This window comes from Paraburkholderia sp. BGA-UO-ETr-F21 (assembly GCF_059567925.1).
Window position 1 is genome coordinate 199770 of record NZ_JCAQOY010000038.1, and the last position, 14235, is coordinate 214004.

The 14235-nt window shown below is 62.6% G+C and carries 11 protein-coding genes; 6 read left to right on the top strand and 5 right to left on the bottom strand.

Annotated features, from left to right (window positions below; genetic code table 11):
• Nucleotides 1-131: 131 nt before the first annotated feature.
• Nucleotides 132-395: an H-NS family nucleoid-associated regulatory protein gene (locus tag AC57B1_RS29065; RefSeq protein WP_091808990.1), complete on the top strand. Its 264-nt coding sequence runs from the start codon at nucleotides 132-134 to the stop codon at nucleotides 393-395.
• A gap of 159 nt (nucleotides 396-554) precedes the next feature.
• On the opposite strand, the gene pcaG is transcribed toward AC57B1_RS29065, so the two are convergent.
• A complete protein-coding gene (gene pcaG / locus AC57B1_RS29070) occupies nucleotides 555-1142 on the bottom strand; it encodes a protocatechuate 3,4-dioxygenase subunit alpha (RefSeq protein WP_091804667.1) in 588 nt (195 codons plus the stop codon).
• 3 nt (nucleotides 1143-1145) lie between these two features.
• The gene (gene pcaH, locus AC57B1_RS29075) at nucleotides 1146-1850 is read right to left on the bottom strand and encodes a protocatechuate 3,4-dioxygenase subunit beta (protein WP_408348810.1); all 705 of its coding nucleotides are present in this window, start codon (nucleotides 1848-1850) and stop codon (nucleotides 1146-1148) included.
• Nucleotides 1851-1958: 108 nt separating this feature from the next.
• On the opposite strand from pcaH, the gene pcaQ reads away from it, so the two are divergent.
• A complete protein-coding gene (gene pcaQ / locus AC57B1_RS29080; RefSeq protein WP_091804659.1) occupies nucleotides 1959-2954 on the top strand; it encodes a pca operon transcription factor PcaQ in 996 nt (331 codons plus the stop codon).
• A gap of 259 nt (nucleotides 2955-3213) precedes the next feature.
• Nucleotides 3214-4347 carry a 4-hydroxyphenylpyruvate dioxygenase gene (gene hppD, locus AC57B1_RS29085; RefSeq protein ID WP_091808987.1) on the top strand — a complete coding sequence of 378 codons (1134 nt, stop codon included), beginning with the start codon at nucleotides 3214-3216 and terminating at the stop codon, nucleotides 4345-4347.
• A gap of 19 nt (nucleotides 4348-4366) precedes the next feature.
• Here hppD and AC57B1_RS29090 read toward each other — a convergent pair whose 3' ends face one another.
• Nucleotides 4367-5299 carry a LysR substrate-binding domain-containing protein gene (locus AC57B1_RS29090; RefSeq protein WP_177205131.1) on the bottom strand — a complete coding sequence of 311 codons (933 nt, stop codon included), beginning with the start codon at nucleotides 5297-5299 and terminating at the stop codon, nucleotides 4367-4369.
• 165 nt (nucleotides 5300-5464) lie between these two features.
• On the opposite strand from AC57B1_RS29090, the gene AC57B1_RS29095 reads away from it, so the two are divergent.
• Complete coding sequence (locus AC57B1_RS29095; protein ID WP_496419409.1) at nucleotides 5465-6502, top strand: DUF1338 domain-containing protein; 1038 nt, start codon at nucleotides 5465-5467, stop codon at nucleotides 6500-6502.
• Nucleotides 6503-6542: 40 nt separating this feature from the next.
• On the top strand, nucleotides 6543-9542 hold the full coding sequence (locus AC57B1_RS29100) for an FAD-binding and (Fe-S)-binding domain-containing protein (RefSeq protein ID WP_496419410.1): 3000 nt from the start codon (nucleotides 6543-6545) through the stop codon (nucleotides 9540-9542).
• Nucleotides 9543-9573: 31 nt separating this feature from the next.
• On the opposite strand, the gene AC57B1_RS29105 is transcribed toward AC57B1_RS29100, so the two are convergent.
• Nucleotides 9574-10206: a helix-turn-helix domain-containing protein gene (locus AC57B1_RS29105; protein ID WP_408183711.1), complete on the bottom strand. Its 633-nt coding sequence runs from the start codon at nucleotides 10204-10206 to the stop codon at nucleotides 9574-9576.
• Between the two features lie 378 nt (nucleotides 10207-10584).
• On the bottom strand, nucleotides 10585-11217 hold the full coding sequence (locus AC57B1_RS29110) for an arylsulfatase (protein WP_496419444.1): 633 nt from the start codon (nucleotides 11215-11217) through the stop codon (nucleotides 10585-10587).
• A 389-nt stretch (nucleotides 11218-11606) separates the two neighbouring features.
• Here AC57B1_RS29110 and AC57B1_RS29115 point away from each other — a divergent pair, with 389 nt between their 5' ends.
• Nucleotides 11607-14201, top strand: a complete 2595-nt coding sequence (locus tag AC57B1_RS29115) for a DNA-binding protein (RefSeq protein ID WP_496419411.1) — start codon at nucleotides 11607-11609, stop codon at nucleotides 14199-14201.
• Nucleotides 14202-14235: the final 34 nt, after the last annotated feature.

Here is a 14235-nt window from a genome sequence, read left to right on the forward strand (position 1 = left end):
TACGCATGGGAAGAGGCATGGTGAGTTCGATCCGCACTCGAGCTATCTGAATCACGCATAGGCTTCGCGTTGTTTAGCGAAGCCTTTGTTTTTTCTAACGCGAGCATTAATAGCCGCGATACCGACACATGATAAAAGAGCGAGAAGAACAACGGTTGTTCGACCTCGATGGAAACGCACGTGAGCGCCTGATCGTGTGGATCCACAGGCGAATGGATGAATACGGCATTACGATGGAAGCGCTCGCGGAATCGATTGAAGCCGATGCGGCCGCGACCCGGGCCGTGATGTATCGCGACGCCTACGGCCATACATGGGACGGTCACGGCGATAAACCGGACTGGCTCGCGCGGGCGATTTACGCTGGACAGAACATCGATCACTTCCGCTGCTGAGGGTGTGCGTGGCGTATGCGTGCCGATTGCTTCGGTATCCAAAGATCAAAAAAAAGCCCGCGCAAGGCGGGCTCAACTACTCGGAGTTTCGCGATCCAGTCGCTAGAAGGATCATGCTCAGTGTATGTGAAAGCAATATGAAAGTGTAGAAAAACCGTATTACAGGTCGAAAAAGACGGTTTCCTTATCGCCCTGCATGTAGATATCGAAACGGTAAACGTTCGCTACATTCGGCTCGCGGCGTGCAATCAGGGTGTTGCGGCGCTCCGCCGGAACCGCTGCCAGCACCGGGTCTTTCTCATTCGCCGCGGCTTCGTCTTCGAAATAGACGCGTGTGAAGGTGTGCAGCAGCATGCCGCGCATCGTCACGATCACATTGAGGTGCGGTGCTTCATCCGGGCCGACGCGGCCGGGCTTGACCGTCTCGACCACAAAGCGCTTGTGCGGATCCGTGCCGGTGCCGACGCGCGCGAAGCCACGAAAGCCCGTCTTCAGAATTTCCTCACGCGACTCCGGGAAGCGCCCATTTGCGTCCACCTGCGACACTTCGAGCATGGCGTCGCCGATTACCTTGCCGTCGCCGTCGAACACCTGGCCCACAATCGTGATGTGCTCGCCGGCCGCTTCGCGGTCGGCCAGAACGGGCGTAAACAGGCTCTTGAAGTCGAAATCGTATTGCTGCGGACACAGACCGTACGCGAAGTAGGGTCCAACCGTCTGCGAAGGCGTTTGCTTGAGAGTGGTCATGGCTTAGCGCTCCATCGGAGTTTCGTTGCGGCCGCGCAGCACGATGTCGAAGTCGTAGCCGAGCGCATAGGCTTCCTGCGTGGTGTCGAGCGAAAAGTTCGCGATCAGGCGGTCACGGGCATCCTCGGGCGTGCCCTGGAAGATCGGGTCGAACGCCAGCAGCGGGTCGCCGGGAAAGTACATTTGCGTGACTAGGCGCGAGCCGAAGTGGTCGCCAAACAGCGAAAAGTGGATATGGTTCGGGCGCCACGCGTTCGGATGGTTGCCCCACGGATACGCGCCCGGCTTGATCGTCAGGAAACGGTAGCGGCCTTCGTTGTCCGTGATGCAGCGGCCCGCACCGAGAAAATTCGGGTCGAGCGGCGCGTCGTGCTGGTCAGCCTTGTGCACATAACGGCCGGCGGCGTTGGCTTGCCAGATTTCAACCAGCGTATTGCGCACGGGGCGGTTGCCTTCGTCGAGCACACGACCCGTCACGATGATGCGCTCGCCAAGCGGCTCGCCGTTGCGCACAGCGTTGCGCGTCAGATCGTGATCGAGCGCGCCGAGGTCTTCGGTGCCGTAGACCGGCACACGCTGGTCGCGCAGCTTTTCCTTCAGCGGAATCAGCGGGCGCGTCGGGCCGCGTTTGACCGACGAACCGTAGCCGGGATAGATATAGGGAGGATGCGACGCGAAATCACGCGCGGTGAGAAAGGAATCGTCCATCAGTGTCTCCTTGGAGGAATTGTGAAATACCGGTTGATGGAGAGACTTTATCCAAGCTGAGCGGTTATGCAAAATGACGTTTTCGCCCTTTTCGTATAACCTCCCGTTATGCAACGCAGTCTCGCGGATAGCCGCGTCAAATTCCGTCATCTTCAGTGCTTTCTGGCCGTTGCGCAGTTCGGCAGCGTCCAGCGGGCCGCCGACAGCCTGTCGATCACGCAGCCCGCCGTTTCCAAGACGGTCGCCGAACTCGAAGCGATTCTCGGCGTGAAGCTGTTCGAGCGCGGCCGTCACGGCGCCGTGCCGACCCGCGAGGGCCAGCTCTTCATGCCGCACGCGAGCGCCTGTGTGAGCGCGCTGCGGCAGGGTGTCGATCTGCTCGCGCGTGCGGAAGGCGCGGCCGCGGCCACGCTGGAAATCGGCATTCTGCCGACCGTCGCGGCGGCTTTGATACCGCCGGTGCTGAAGCAGTTTGCCGCGCTCTGGCCACGTGTGATCGTGCGCCTCGCGACCGGCGCCAACCCGGAATTGCTCGAGCGCCTGAAAGCGGGCACGATCGAATTTGCGATCGGTCGGTTGGCCGATCCCGAGCGGATGGTCGGGCTCAGTTTCGAGCAACTGTTCAGCGAGCCGTTGATCGCGGTGGTCAGGGCCGGGCATCCGCTGGCGCTGGGTGCGGGTTTGCCGGCCACCTCGCTCGAAGAATTTCCGGTGGTGTTGCCGCCGTTCGGCACGTTGATCCGGCAGTCGGCGGAAAGTCTGCTGAGCGCCTGGGGCGTGCCGCCGTTGTCGGCGTTCGTGGAGGTATTGTCGGTTTCCACGGGCCGCGCGTTGGCGCTGGAGAACAGCGCGGTGTGGTTCGTGCCGCTGAGCGCGGTCGAATATGAACTGGCGCACGGCATGCTGGTCCGTTTGCCGTTGCCCTTTGCCGGCACCGGCGAGCCGGTCGGCTTGATCCGGCGCTCGGACACGCAGCCGTCGCCGGCTGGACGGGCGTTTATCGATGCGGTGCGCGAGGTCGCGCAGCAGCGCATGGTGGCCAATGCGGACAAGGCGGCGGACGAGGCAGCGGGTAAAGGAGTGCGGAAACGGGGCCGCAAATAGGGCGTCCCGCTTCAGGTCGGTGTGTGGTTGGGCACGAGCATGGTGGGACGGCCGGATGAGCTGCTACGCGCCCTGTGAACTATCCAGTACAAAATGAAGGTTGCGAACGGACTGCTAGCCGGTGTACAAACACGGTGCAAAAGCCGTCGCGGCCCGCGTTGCTGCGGCGCATGCCGATCATCGGCGGCTTGCAGCGAAGATCAGCATCGAACATCGGAAACGCCGGAAACAGCGTCGAAAGACTGTAAAGGAGATTGCCATGCCCAGCGACTTGCCCACTCCAGACGCCGCGCTGCGCGCCGTGTCGGCACCTGAGCACAATCCGCTCGGCACCGCCGGCCTCGAATTCGTGGAGTTTGCCGCGCGCGATCCGCAAGCGCTCGGCGAAACCTTCACCAAACTCGGCTTCAAGGCGATTGCGCGCCACATCAGCAAAGACGTCACGCTGTATCGCCAGGGCGAGATGCAGTTCCTCATCAATGCGGAGCCGGATTCGTTCGCCGCGCGCTACGCCGAGGAATACGGCGCGGGCATCTGCGCGATCGGCATTCGTGTGGCCGACGCGCAGCGCGCTTTCGACCGTGCGATCGAACTCGGCGCATGGGCATTCGAAGGCGAGAAGACCGGCGCCGGCGAGTTGCTGATTCCGGCTATTCAGGGCATAGGCGACTCGCATATCTATTTCGTCGACCGTTGGCGCGGCCGCGGCGGTCAGCGCGGCGGCCTGGGCGACATCTCGATCTTCGATATCGACTTCCGGCCCATTCAGATCGACACGGCGCAGGCCGACTTGAGCCACACGGGCACGGGCTTGGTCGCCGTCGATCATCTGACGCAAACGGTCGGCGAGGGCCGCATGCAGGAATGGCTCGACTTCTATCGCGACCTGCTCAACTTCCGCGAGATTCACGAGCTGCACGCCAACTGGCATGTATCGGCGGAATCGCGCGTGATGGTGTCGCCGTGCGGCGCGATCCGCGTGCCCTTGTATGAGGAAGGCACGCGCCGGACCAGCCTGATGCACGAGTATCTGCCGGACCATCCGGGCGAAGGCGTGCAGCATATCGCGCTCGCAACCGACGACATTTTCGCGTGCGTCGAGCAGTTGCTCGCGAACGGCGTGGAGTTCGTCGAACCGCCGCCGCGCTATTACGATCAACTCGACGCGCGCTTGCCGGGCCACGGGCTCGACGTCGAGCGGCTCAAGCGCACGCACGTTCTGGTAGACGGCGAAATCGGCGCCGACGGTGTGCCGCTGCTGTTCTTCCAGACCTTCGTGCGCCGCCGAGCCGGCGAAATCTTCTTCGAGATCGTGCAGCGCCAGGGTCACCACGGCTTCGGCGAAGGCAATCTGAGCGCATTGGCCCAGGCGCGCGAACAAACCGGCGCGTGATGCTTCATCCGATACGCGGTCAATCGGTATCGGGCGGGGCGGCCAACTCGGGATTCACCGCGCTGTAGGCCGCGGCTTCGTGCAACAGCCACTCGCGGAAACTCGCCAGCGGCTTGCCGTGACTCAACTCGGTCGGATAGACGAGGTAGTACGCCGAATCGGCGACCGCGGGGGCATCGAGCGGGATCACGAGCCCTAGTTGTTCGAGCTGCGCGTCGACGAAAAAGCGCGGCACCAGCGCGATACCGAGGCCGGCGGCCGCCGCGCTGATCAGCATGGTGTGGAGTTCGTAGCGCACGCCCTGCATGGTCCGGTTGTCCTCGACGCCCATGTTGGCGAACCATGCTGCCCAGCCGTCGGGCCGGGTAGTGGAGTGGACGAGCGGATAGTCGAGAAGATCGGCGGCGTTCTGCACAGGCCGCTTCAGCAGACTCGCCGCGCACACCGGCACGACCTCTTCGCTGAACAGAAAATCCGCCGACGTGCCCGGCCATGTGGGCTTGCCGTAATGAATCGCGGCCTCGAAATGGGTCTCGGCGAACGGGAACGTGCCGGTTCGCACGCCCATGTTCACGCGCACGTCCGGATACTGCGCGTTGAATGCCGCGAGCCGCGGAATCAGCCATTGCGACGCGAAAGTCGGCAGAACAGCCAGTTCCAGATAACCGCCGCCACTGCCATGCGCGATGATGGACAGCGTGTCGCGATCGAGCTGTTCCAGCGAGCGCCGCACCTGCGCGCTATAAACCTTGCCTGCCTTGGTCAGCACCACGCGCTGTTTGACGCGCACGAACAACCGCACGCCAAGGTTGCTTTCCAGCGTGTTGATCTGCCGCGACACGGCGCTTTCGGTCAGGAAGAGTTCGCGCGCCGCGTGCGTGAAGCTCTCGTGCCGTGCGGCCGCTTCGAAAGCGAGCAGCGCACCCATGTTGGGGATCTTGAACTTTCGCACGTTGATTCCAAAAACGCATTAAGTGGCGATTTTATCTCGCTTTACGGCGACCCTGGCGTTTTGAATAATCACGCCTTTGATCATGCCGTTCTGTGCCTTGCGCGCCGACCGGCGCGGCAATTCAGCACATCAGATAGCGCGCGTAGAGTCACCTAGAGAACCGATATGCCAAACATCAAGAATGCGAATCTCGAACAACTGCTGCTGACGCTGCTCGGCGCCGACAAAACCGCCCGGCTCTTTGCGACGCTGAATCATCCGCAGGTCCTCAACGAATGGGAAGACGGCATCGTCACGCGCGCCGAACTCGCGCAGGCAATGAACATGGCGCTCTTCGAGGATCTGCTGGCGCGCTCGGCGAATGGCCGCCGCTACACGGAAGAGACGGTCGCGGCGGGCGGCAGCGTGTACTTCGACCACGGCGCGCTGCGCACGGTGCGCTGGCCGCACAGCGGCGCGCTGCCGACTGGCGAAGCCGCATTTGCCCGCATTCTGCGTCCGCTCGGCTTCAGCATCAACGGCCGGTATCCGCTCGATCGTCTCGGCATGACCGGGCGCGCGTGGGCGCATGACGACGCGTCCGATGAGATCGCCCAGTTCTTCGTGAGCGAGCTGCATCCCGAGCGGTTCTCGGCGGAGTTTCAACAGGCGGTGACCAACGTGATCGGCCAGTCGCGCGATCCGTTGACGCCGCGCGCTGTCGGCCAGTTGTGGGAGCTCGAGCGCGACGGCGTGCTGCCGCTCAAGGCGGCCCATGAACTGCTGCCGGTCATCGTCGGCGCATTTGCGCGCCAGCACGAGACGCCACGCGAAGCCGATTACGAAGTATTGTTGAAGGAATCGCCGGAAATGGCGTGGATCGCGACCGAAGGCAATGCGTTTAACCACGCCACCGATCGCGTCGCGGACGTCTTTCAACTCTCCGACGACGAGAAGGCCAAGGGCCGTCCGATGAAACCGGAAGTAGAGCGTTCGCGCTCGGGCCGCGTGTTTCAGACGGCGTATCGCGCGGACACGGTGCTGCGCGAGTTTCGTGCGGCTGACGCAAGCGTGGTGACGCGCGAAGTGCCGGGCTCGTTCTACGAGTTCATCACGCGCAAGCGGACTTTCGATCAGGACGCGCGTCGCTGGGAAACGGACCTGCGTTTCGACGCGGGCAACGCACAGGGCATCTTCAAGATGACCGCGAGCCAGGCCGCCTGAGCGCAGGGCGGCGGTCCAGGCACGAGAAACGGGGAGCGCGGTGGGAACGTCATTGGATGAACAGCAGGGCGCGGGCCTGAACGGGTTGGACGATGCCGGCCGTCGCGCGCTGAAGAGTGCATCGCGCGTTGCCACGCCTTTCGCGAGCAGTGCCGCCGTGATGCAGGCGCTCGAAGCCGATTTGCGCAGCCATGTGCGCGGCGAAGTGCGCTTCGATCAGGGCTCCAAAGCGTTGTATGCGGCAGATGCGTCGAACTATCGGCAAGTGCCGCTCGCCGTGGTCGTGCCCGCGGATGTCGACGATCTATTGGCGACACTCGCCGCCTGTCGTCGCAACGACGTGCCGTTTCTCGCGCGCGGCGGCGGCACTTCGCAGAACGGCCAATGCGTGAACGTCGCGGTGGTGGTCGACGCAAGCAAATATGTGAACCGTGTCGTGTCGGTCGATCCTGTCGCGCGCGTCGCGATCGTCGAGCCGGGCGTGGTCTGCGATACCTTGCGCGATGCCGCTGAACAGCATGGCCTCACGTTCGCACCCGATCCGGCTACGCACAGCCGCTGCACGCTCGGCGGCATGATCGGCAACAACTCGTGCGGCGCGCATTCGGTGATGGCCGGCAAGACCGTCGAAAACGTCGAGGCGCTGGAGATCGCGACCTTCGACGGCGCGCGTTTCTGGGTCGGTCCGACATCCGCAAGCGAACTCGAACGCATCATCGCGGCAGGCGGCCGCCAAGGCGAAATCTACGCCGCGTTGAAACGGTTGCGCGATACCTACGCTGACCAGATCCGCGCGAAATTCCCGCAGATCAAACGGCGCGTGTCGGGCTTCAATCTCGATCAACTGCTGCCGGAAAACGGCTTCAACGTGGCGCGTGCCCTGGTCGGCACCGAGGGCACCTGCGCGGTGACATTGCAAACGAAAGTGCGCCTCGTGAAGAGTCCTGCGAAGCGCGTGATCGTCGTGGTCGGCTTCACGGATATTTACACGGCGGCGGATGCCGTGCCGCATTTCATGCGCTGCGGGCCGATCGCTATCGAAGGACTCGACCGCGCGATCATTCGCGGGCTGGAGGCGCGCGGGTTGAAGAAGGATGAGATCGCGTTGCTGCCCGAAGGCGATGCGTGGGTCGTGCTCGAATTCGGCGCGGACACGCAAGAGGCGGTGATGCTACAAGCGCAAGCCGCTGCCACCTATTTTCGCTCGGGCGAGGCGGGGCCGAATGTCTCGGCGATGCTCGTCGAAGATCGCGCATTACAGGCCAAGGTATGGTCGATTCGTGAGACCGGCGCCTCGGCGGTGGCGTTGTCTGTCGATTCCGGCACGCCTGACCCGGTGGTCGGCTGGGAAGATGCGGCGGTCGATCCGCTGCGTCTCGGCGATTATTTGCGCGCGTTCCAGTCGCTAGTGGATCGCTACGGCTACGAGACGAGCCTCTATGGTCATTTCGGCGATGGCTGCGTGCATGCGCGCATCACGTTCGATCTGCGCAGCGCGGAAGGTATCTCGACTTGGCGAAAGTTTCTGCGCGAAGCGGCCGAGCTGGTGGTCGAATTCGGCGGCTCGCTCTCGGGCGAACACGGCGACGGCCAGGCCAAAGCCGAGTTTCTGCCGATCATGTACGGTGCCGAGCTGATGCAGGCAATGGAACAGTTCAAGGCGATCTGGGATCCGGCCAATCGTCTGAATCCGGGTAAGGTCGTGCATGCGTATCGGGCCGACGAGAATCTGCGCATGGGTCCCGCCTATCAACCTGTCACGCTGCAAACCAGGCTCACCTTTGCCAGCCAGGAAGGCGACGGCTTTCAGCGCGAGATCGAGCGATGCATCGGCATGGGCAAATGCCGTTCGCTCGAAGGCGGCACGATGTGCCCAAGTTATCGCGCGACCCGTGAAGAGAAATATTCGACCCGTGGCCGTGCGCATCTTTTCTGGGAAATGCTGCAAGGCGACGTGATCGTCGATGGCTGGCAAAGCCGCGAAGTGAAAGAAGCGCTGGATACATGCCTTGCGTGCAAGGGCTGCAAATCCGATTGCCCGACGCATACGGATATGGCTTCATACAAAGCCGAATTTCTTTCGCATTACTACGAGACGAATCGCCGGCCACGGCAGGCGCTGTTCATGGGGCGCATCGGTGAATGGGCGCCGTGGGCGGCGCGCTTCCCGCGTTTGACGAACTTCATGACGTCGGCGCCGGGTTTGGCTTCGTTCGGCAAGTGGGTGACAGGCGTGGCGCAAGCACGTGAACTGCCACGATTCGCGGGCGCAACCTACAGGCAGATCGCACGGCGTTCGCCGCAAACAGCGCCCGCCTCTCGCGGCGAAGCAAAAAAGGTCATTCTGTGGGTCGATACTTTCAATGATCACTTCACGCCCGAGATTGCCGAAGCCGCCGCCGACGTTTTAAAGCAGTTGGGCTGGCACGTCGTGTTGCCGAAGAACCGGCTGTGCTGCGGGCGTCCACTCTATGACTTTGGCCTGCTCGAACGTGCGCACGAACTTCTCGCGCACATCCTTGACGACCTCGCGGACGATATCGCCGCGGGCGTGCCGCTGGTCGGTCTCGAACCGGGTTGTTTGTCGGTATTCAAGGACGAATTGCTGAAGCAACTGCCCGGTCATGCGTTAGCGAAGAAGCTCTCCGCGCAGACCTTCCTGTTCTCCGATTTCGTCGCGCGGCAGCCGTTCGATTGGCCGACGCTGACCGCTGACGTGATCGTGCATGGGCATTGTCATCAAAAGGCGCTGTTCGGCATGCAGGGCGACACGGCGTTGCTGAACAGGCTCGGCGTGAAATGGAAGCTTCTCGATACAGGATGCTGCGGCATGGCGGGATCGTTCGGCTTCAACGCAGAGCACCACGCGCTTTCCGAAAAGATCGGCGAAGACAGACTATTTCCGGCGGTGCGCGAGGCGGCCGCGGACACGATCGTGCTGACCAATGGCTTCAGTTGCCGCGAACAGATCGAGCAAGGCACGGGGCGTCACGCAATGCATATTGCGCAACTCGCGCAGCGGGCGTTGGCGGCTCGTTAAGCCCGCTTGCTGCGCGGTGTGGGGGCGTGCGTTACTTCTTTGTCGATTCGGTGGCGGGCGGGGTGTGCGGGATGTCGGCGCTGGTGGCCATCCACAATACTTCGGCGTCTTCTTCGCTCGTGGAGACCGCCGCGTGGCCGGTGCGGCTGTCGAAGTAGAGGCTGTCGCCGGCGTTCAGGTGCGTCGGCGCATACAGCTCCGAATACAGGCACACGCTGCCGCTGATCACATACAGAAATTCCTCGCCTTCGTGACGGCCCCAGTCGTCGAAGGCGTCGAGCGTGTGCGCGGAGATGCGGATGCGAAACGGCAGCATCGCTTTGTGCGCGAGGTCCGTGGCAAGCAGTTCCATCTGGTAGCCGCGATAGGCATGACGCTGGCCTTCGTCCTTGCGGGTGAGCGCGCGGCGGCCGCTGGCGCTGACTTTCGGCGTCGAGCCAAACAGCTCGCCGATCTCGATCTTCAGTCCGAGGACGATTTTCTGCAGAACATCGAACGTGGGGGACATCAGGCCGTTTTCGACCTTGGAGAGCGTCGAGCGCGAAACGCCGCAGAGGCGGCTGGCAGTTTCCAGCGTCAGGTCCTGCGCCTGGCGGGCGGCGCGGACGCGGCGGCCGAGGTCGGTGGTGGACGGGTCGGCGGATTTGGCGAGATGGGTGTCCATAGGGCTTGATGCTTCGAATGCACGCTTTGAGGGGACGGTGTTGTTTCCGATAATAACATTTGGCGCGATGGGTCCCGATCGGAAGGCGGTGGGACATCTGCCGCCGCGCCTGCGGAAAATGCCTGGATCGCTTGTGCATGGCCTGAGTGACGGCGCTGTTGAGGTTGACCGGTGGCGGAGAAGCGTTCGGGTGCTTTTCTCATCGGAAACTTCGGCGGGTGCAGACTGGGTCGCGCATTGCAGGTGTCGCCCGACCAGTTCGGCGGCGCGTCTCTTTCATGCCCTCGGCGAGATAATCGCTTCGCCTTTAGTTTTCTTTTGATTGGCGAAGCTATTGCGGGCTTGAGCCTCTGATCGCGGATTGAGTGCCGCTCGTGGTCAGGCGTCGCTCGGGTGTTCGCCGAACCGTTGCATTGCAGCGCGAAGCGCCGCGCTCGGACTATCGAGCGGCCGCCTTCCCTTTCGAACGAGGTCCGCGCCGGGCGCCATCCACGGATGAGCGAATGCGACAACCGTTGCGCCGGCCTCGTATGCGTCTTCCGCGGCCAATGCGCTTGCAGCGAGGCAACCGTCGAGATCACCCGCTTTGAACCGTGCCCAAACCTGAGGAAGGTGAACGACCTCCACTGACGCACCGGTTCCGCGTCTGTGCTCCGCAAACAACATTCTGGTGGATTCGATTGCAGAGTCAGCGGCACATAACACGACGATTTTCCCGCCCAGTTCCGCTGCCGCGGCGGCCAGGGCGATATCCGCCCTGACGATGGGCACCGGTTGACTCTCGATATCCGCCACGGCCGCCCCAAGCGTGGCGCAAGTCAGAATAACGGCGTCGGAATGGGCTGCTAGCGCGAGAAGACGCTGGTTTGTCTCGGCTTTCAACTCGTGTGAGAACGTCCCCGCCTGACTAACCGCCTCGCGCAGATCCGCTCTCACTTCGTGGTGAAGATCATCAGCACGCATGCCGAGTGCTTTTGCTGCCTGCTCAAAGACTTGCCGGTTCCCGTCCATCGTGTGCAAAAACGAAATACGCATTGCCGTATGCCTCGGTGAAGTTGCGTGAATCAGATGCATCGTGCCGATGCCGGTTCGTGGCTTTGACGCCCACGGGCTACGCCAATCGATTCGTCTGCATTGTTGCAACGTCGCCGTACGCCAACAAGGCGGGAGCCTCTACCAGTATCGCCAGTACCCGTCTCGGACAGGCATTGCGCGGCGATTTGGCCGCGTTATGGTCCGTTGTTCCCCGCATTCGAAAAAGTCATTGAGCTATAAGATGCCATCCGCGTCAGGCTACCTGTCATTTACCTTGTATCGCAAACGTCGCCGGACGTCCGCAGACGTAGTAACGTATTGAAGATTTAACCTTTCGCCCCGTTACATTGATTCTTGAGGCGCTTATGTCCACGGACGCAGACACAATCACCGATGAAGAGATCGCCGCCATCGCCGATCGCATGGTCGAAGAAGGCAGAAGAGTTTCGCCGGTGACGATCTGGAAAGAGGTTCGCGGCGGTTCGCTTGCGTCGATCGTCGCGGCCTTGCAGCGCTGGCGCGAAGCGCGGCAGGCCGAAACGCCGGCACCGCAGGTCCAGCCCGGGTTGCCGGAGGGCCTCGCTGAGACAGTGATGAGCGCGGCGGATCGCATCTGGACGGCATCCCAGCACGACGCCGAACGGGCCTTCAATCAGCGGTTGGCCGCAGTGAACCATGACCTCGAAGCGGCCCGCGCGGAACGGGACGAAGCCCTCGCCGAGTATCAGAAAACGATCGATGACGTCGAAACGGGGCGCAATCGGGTCGTCGCGCTGACGGAGGCGCTGAGTGCCTCGGAAAGTACCGCTCTGCGCCTCGAAACGGAACTCGCAACCGCTGCGGGCCGCGCGGAGGCGGCTGAAACTCATGTCGAAGAACTCGCTCAGCGTGTGTCTGCCCAAGACGCCGATCTGGAGGCCATGAGGGCATTGCTCGACGAGGAACGCCTCGCGCGCGAAGAGTTGGCCACGGCGCTCGCGAGCAAGAACAATGAAGTTGCTCAGGTCGCTCAGGAGCGAGATCAGGCGCGGCAGGAGATCGCAACATTGAGCGATGCCTGTCAGGCGAAGACAGAAGAAGCGACGCACTGGTCGGAGCAGGCAGGCGCGGCCGCATTGCGTGCTGAGGCGGCCGAGGCGCGCGTTGAAGAACTCGCGCAGCGTGCGTCGGTGGACCACGCCAATCTGGAAGCGGCGAACGCATCGCTCGAAGAAGAACGCAAAGCTCGTGAAGAGTTGTCGGCGGATGTCGCAAGCAAGAGTGATGAAGTCACGCGCGTCACTCGGGAGCGCGATCAGACTCAGCAGGAAATCGCCACTCTACGCGACGCCTATCAGGCCAAGTCGCAAGAAGTCGCGCACTGGTCGCAAGAGGCAAGCGCGACTGCATCGCGTGCACAGGTCGCGCAAGCGCGCGTGGAAGAACTTGCGCAGCGCGTAGCGTCGCAAGATGCCAGCCTCGAAGCGACGACGACATCGCTCGAAGCGACGAAGGCATCGCTCGAAGTAGAGAGCAAGGCTCGTGAAGAATTGGCAGCAATTGTTTCGAGCAGGAACGATGAAGTAACGCGAGTCACGCACGAGCGCGATCAGGCGTTGCAGCAGGTCGCGACGTTGGACGCCGCTTATCAGGCAAGCTCGCAGGAAGCGACGCGCTGGTCACAGGAAGCGAATGCGGCGACGTCACGCGCCGAGGCAGCCGAGGTACGTGTAGAAGAACTCGTGCGGCGTGCGGCGGTGGATCAGGCCAATCTGACCGCGGTCAATGCGTCGCTGGAAGAAGAGCGCAAAGCATGTGATGAACTGAACGCGGTCATCTCCGGCAAGAACGACGAAATCACGCGAGTCACTCAGGAGCACGAGCAGGCGCGGCAGCAGATCGCCACTCTGCGTGACGCCCATCAGGCAAAGTCAGAAGAACTGACGCGACTCGCCGACGAACTGAACGCGGCGACGGCACTTGCGCAAGCGGCACAGGCACGTGTTGAAGAACTCACGCAGCGCGCAACGGCACACGCTGCCGATCAGCAAGCCACGGCGGCATTGCTGGACGAAGAGCGCAAGGCGCGAGCCGAGTTGTCCGCAACTGTGTCGAGCAAGAACGAAGAAATAGCGCGCGCCACTCAGGAACGCGACCAGGCGCAGCAGCAGTTCCTCAGTTTGAACGACGCCCATCAAGCCAAAACGGAAGAAGCGGCACAGTTGTCGACGGAGCTGGACGCGGCCTTGGCGCACGCGAAAGCCGCCGAGGCGCAGGCAAGCGAGCGCCTCACACAACTCGCAACGCTGGAGGGCGAACTGGAGCAAGCTCGCGCTGCGCTGGCAGCGGAGCATCAGGCAGCCGCGGCGCGGGCCGACGAAATGTCGGTTCACCTTAACGAACTGCAGCGCGTCACTCTGGAACTGGAAGAGACGCGGCGGCAGATCGAGAGCATGAACGAGGCGAAGGTGGCCACGAGCGCTGACCTGGCTCGACTATCGCAGGATGCGTCTGCCGCGAGAGACCGCGCAGAGGCCGCCGAACAGCAGGTTGCGCAACTGGAACAACGGCTGGCCGCGCAAGCCGAAGCCATTGCACAACAAGCTCGAACCGACGAGGCTGAGGGCGCGGAGGAGATCGCGGCGTTGCAACGCCAAATATCAGCGCAGGCCAAAGCTCATGCAAAGGCGCTCAGCGAGCTTCGCGGCACGGCGGAACAATGGGTCGCCCACGCGAAAGACCTCAAACAGCGGCTTGGTCTGGCAAGCGAGAGGATCTTGTTCATCGACGCACGCAGCACCGGTGAGGTGGCGCTCGTCAGACGGCTTTCATCCGAACTGGAACGGCTCAAGCCGGATCACGAGTTGATCGCCAGAGAGACGCAGCAGAAGCTGATCAGCTCGACGATGAGCCACCAGCTCGCGCAAAAGGGCTACCGCTATGACCCGGCCACGGCGGTGATGTCGAAGGTCGTGACCTGACGGGCGCCGAATGGTCGGTTGCGTGGTGAGGAAC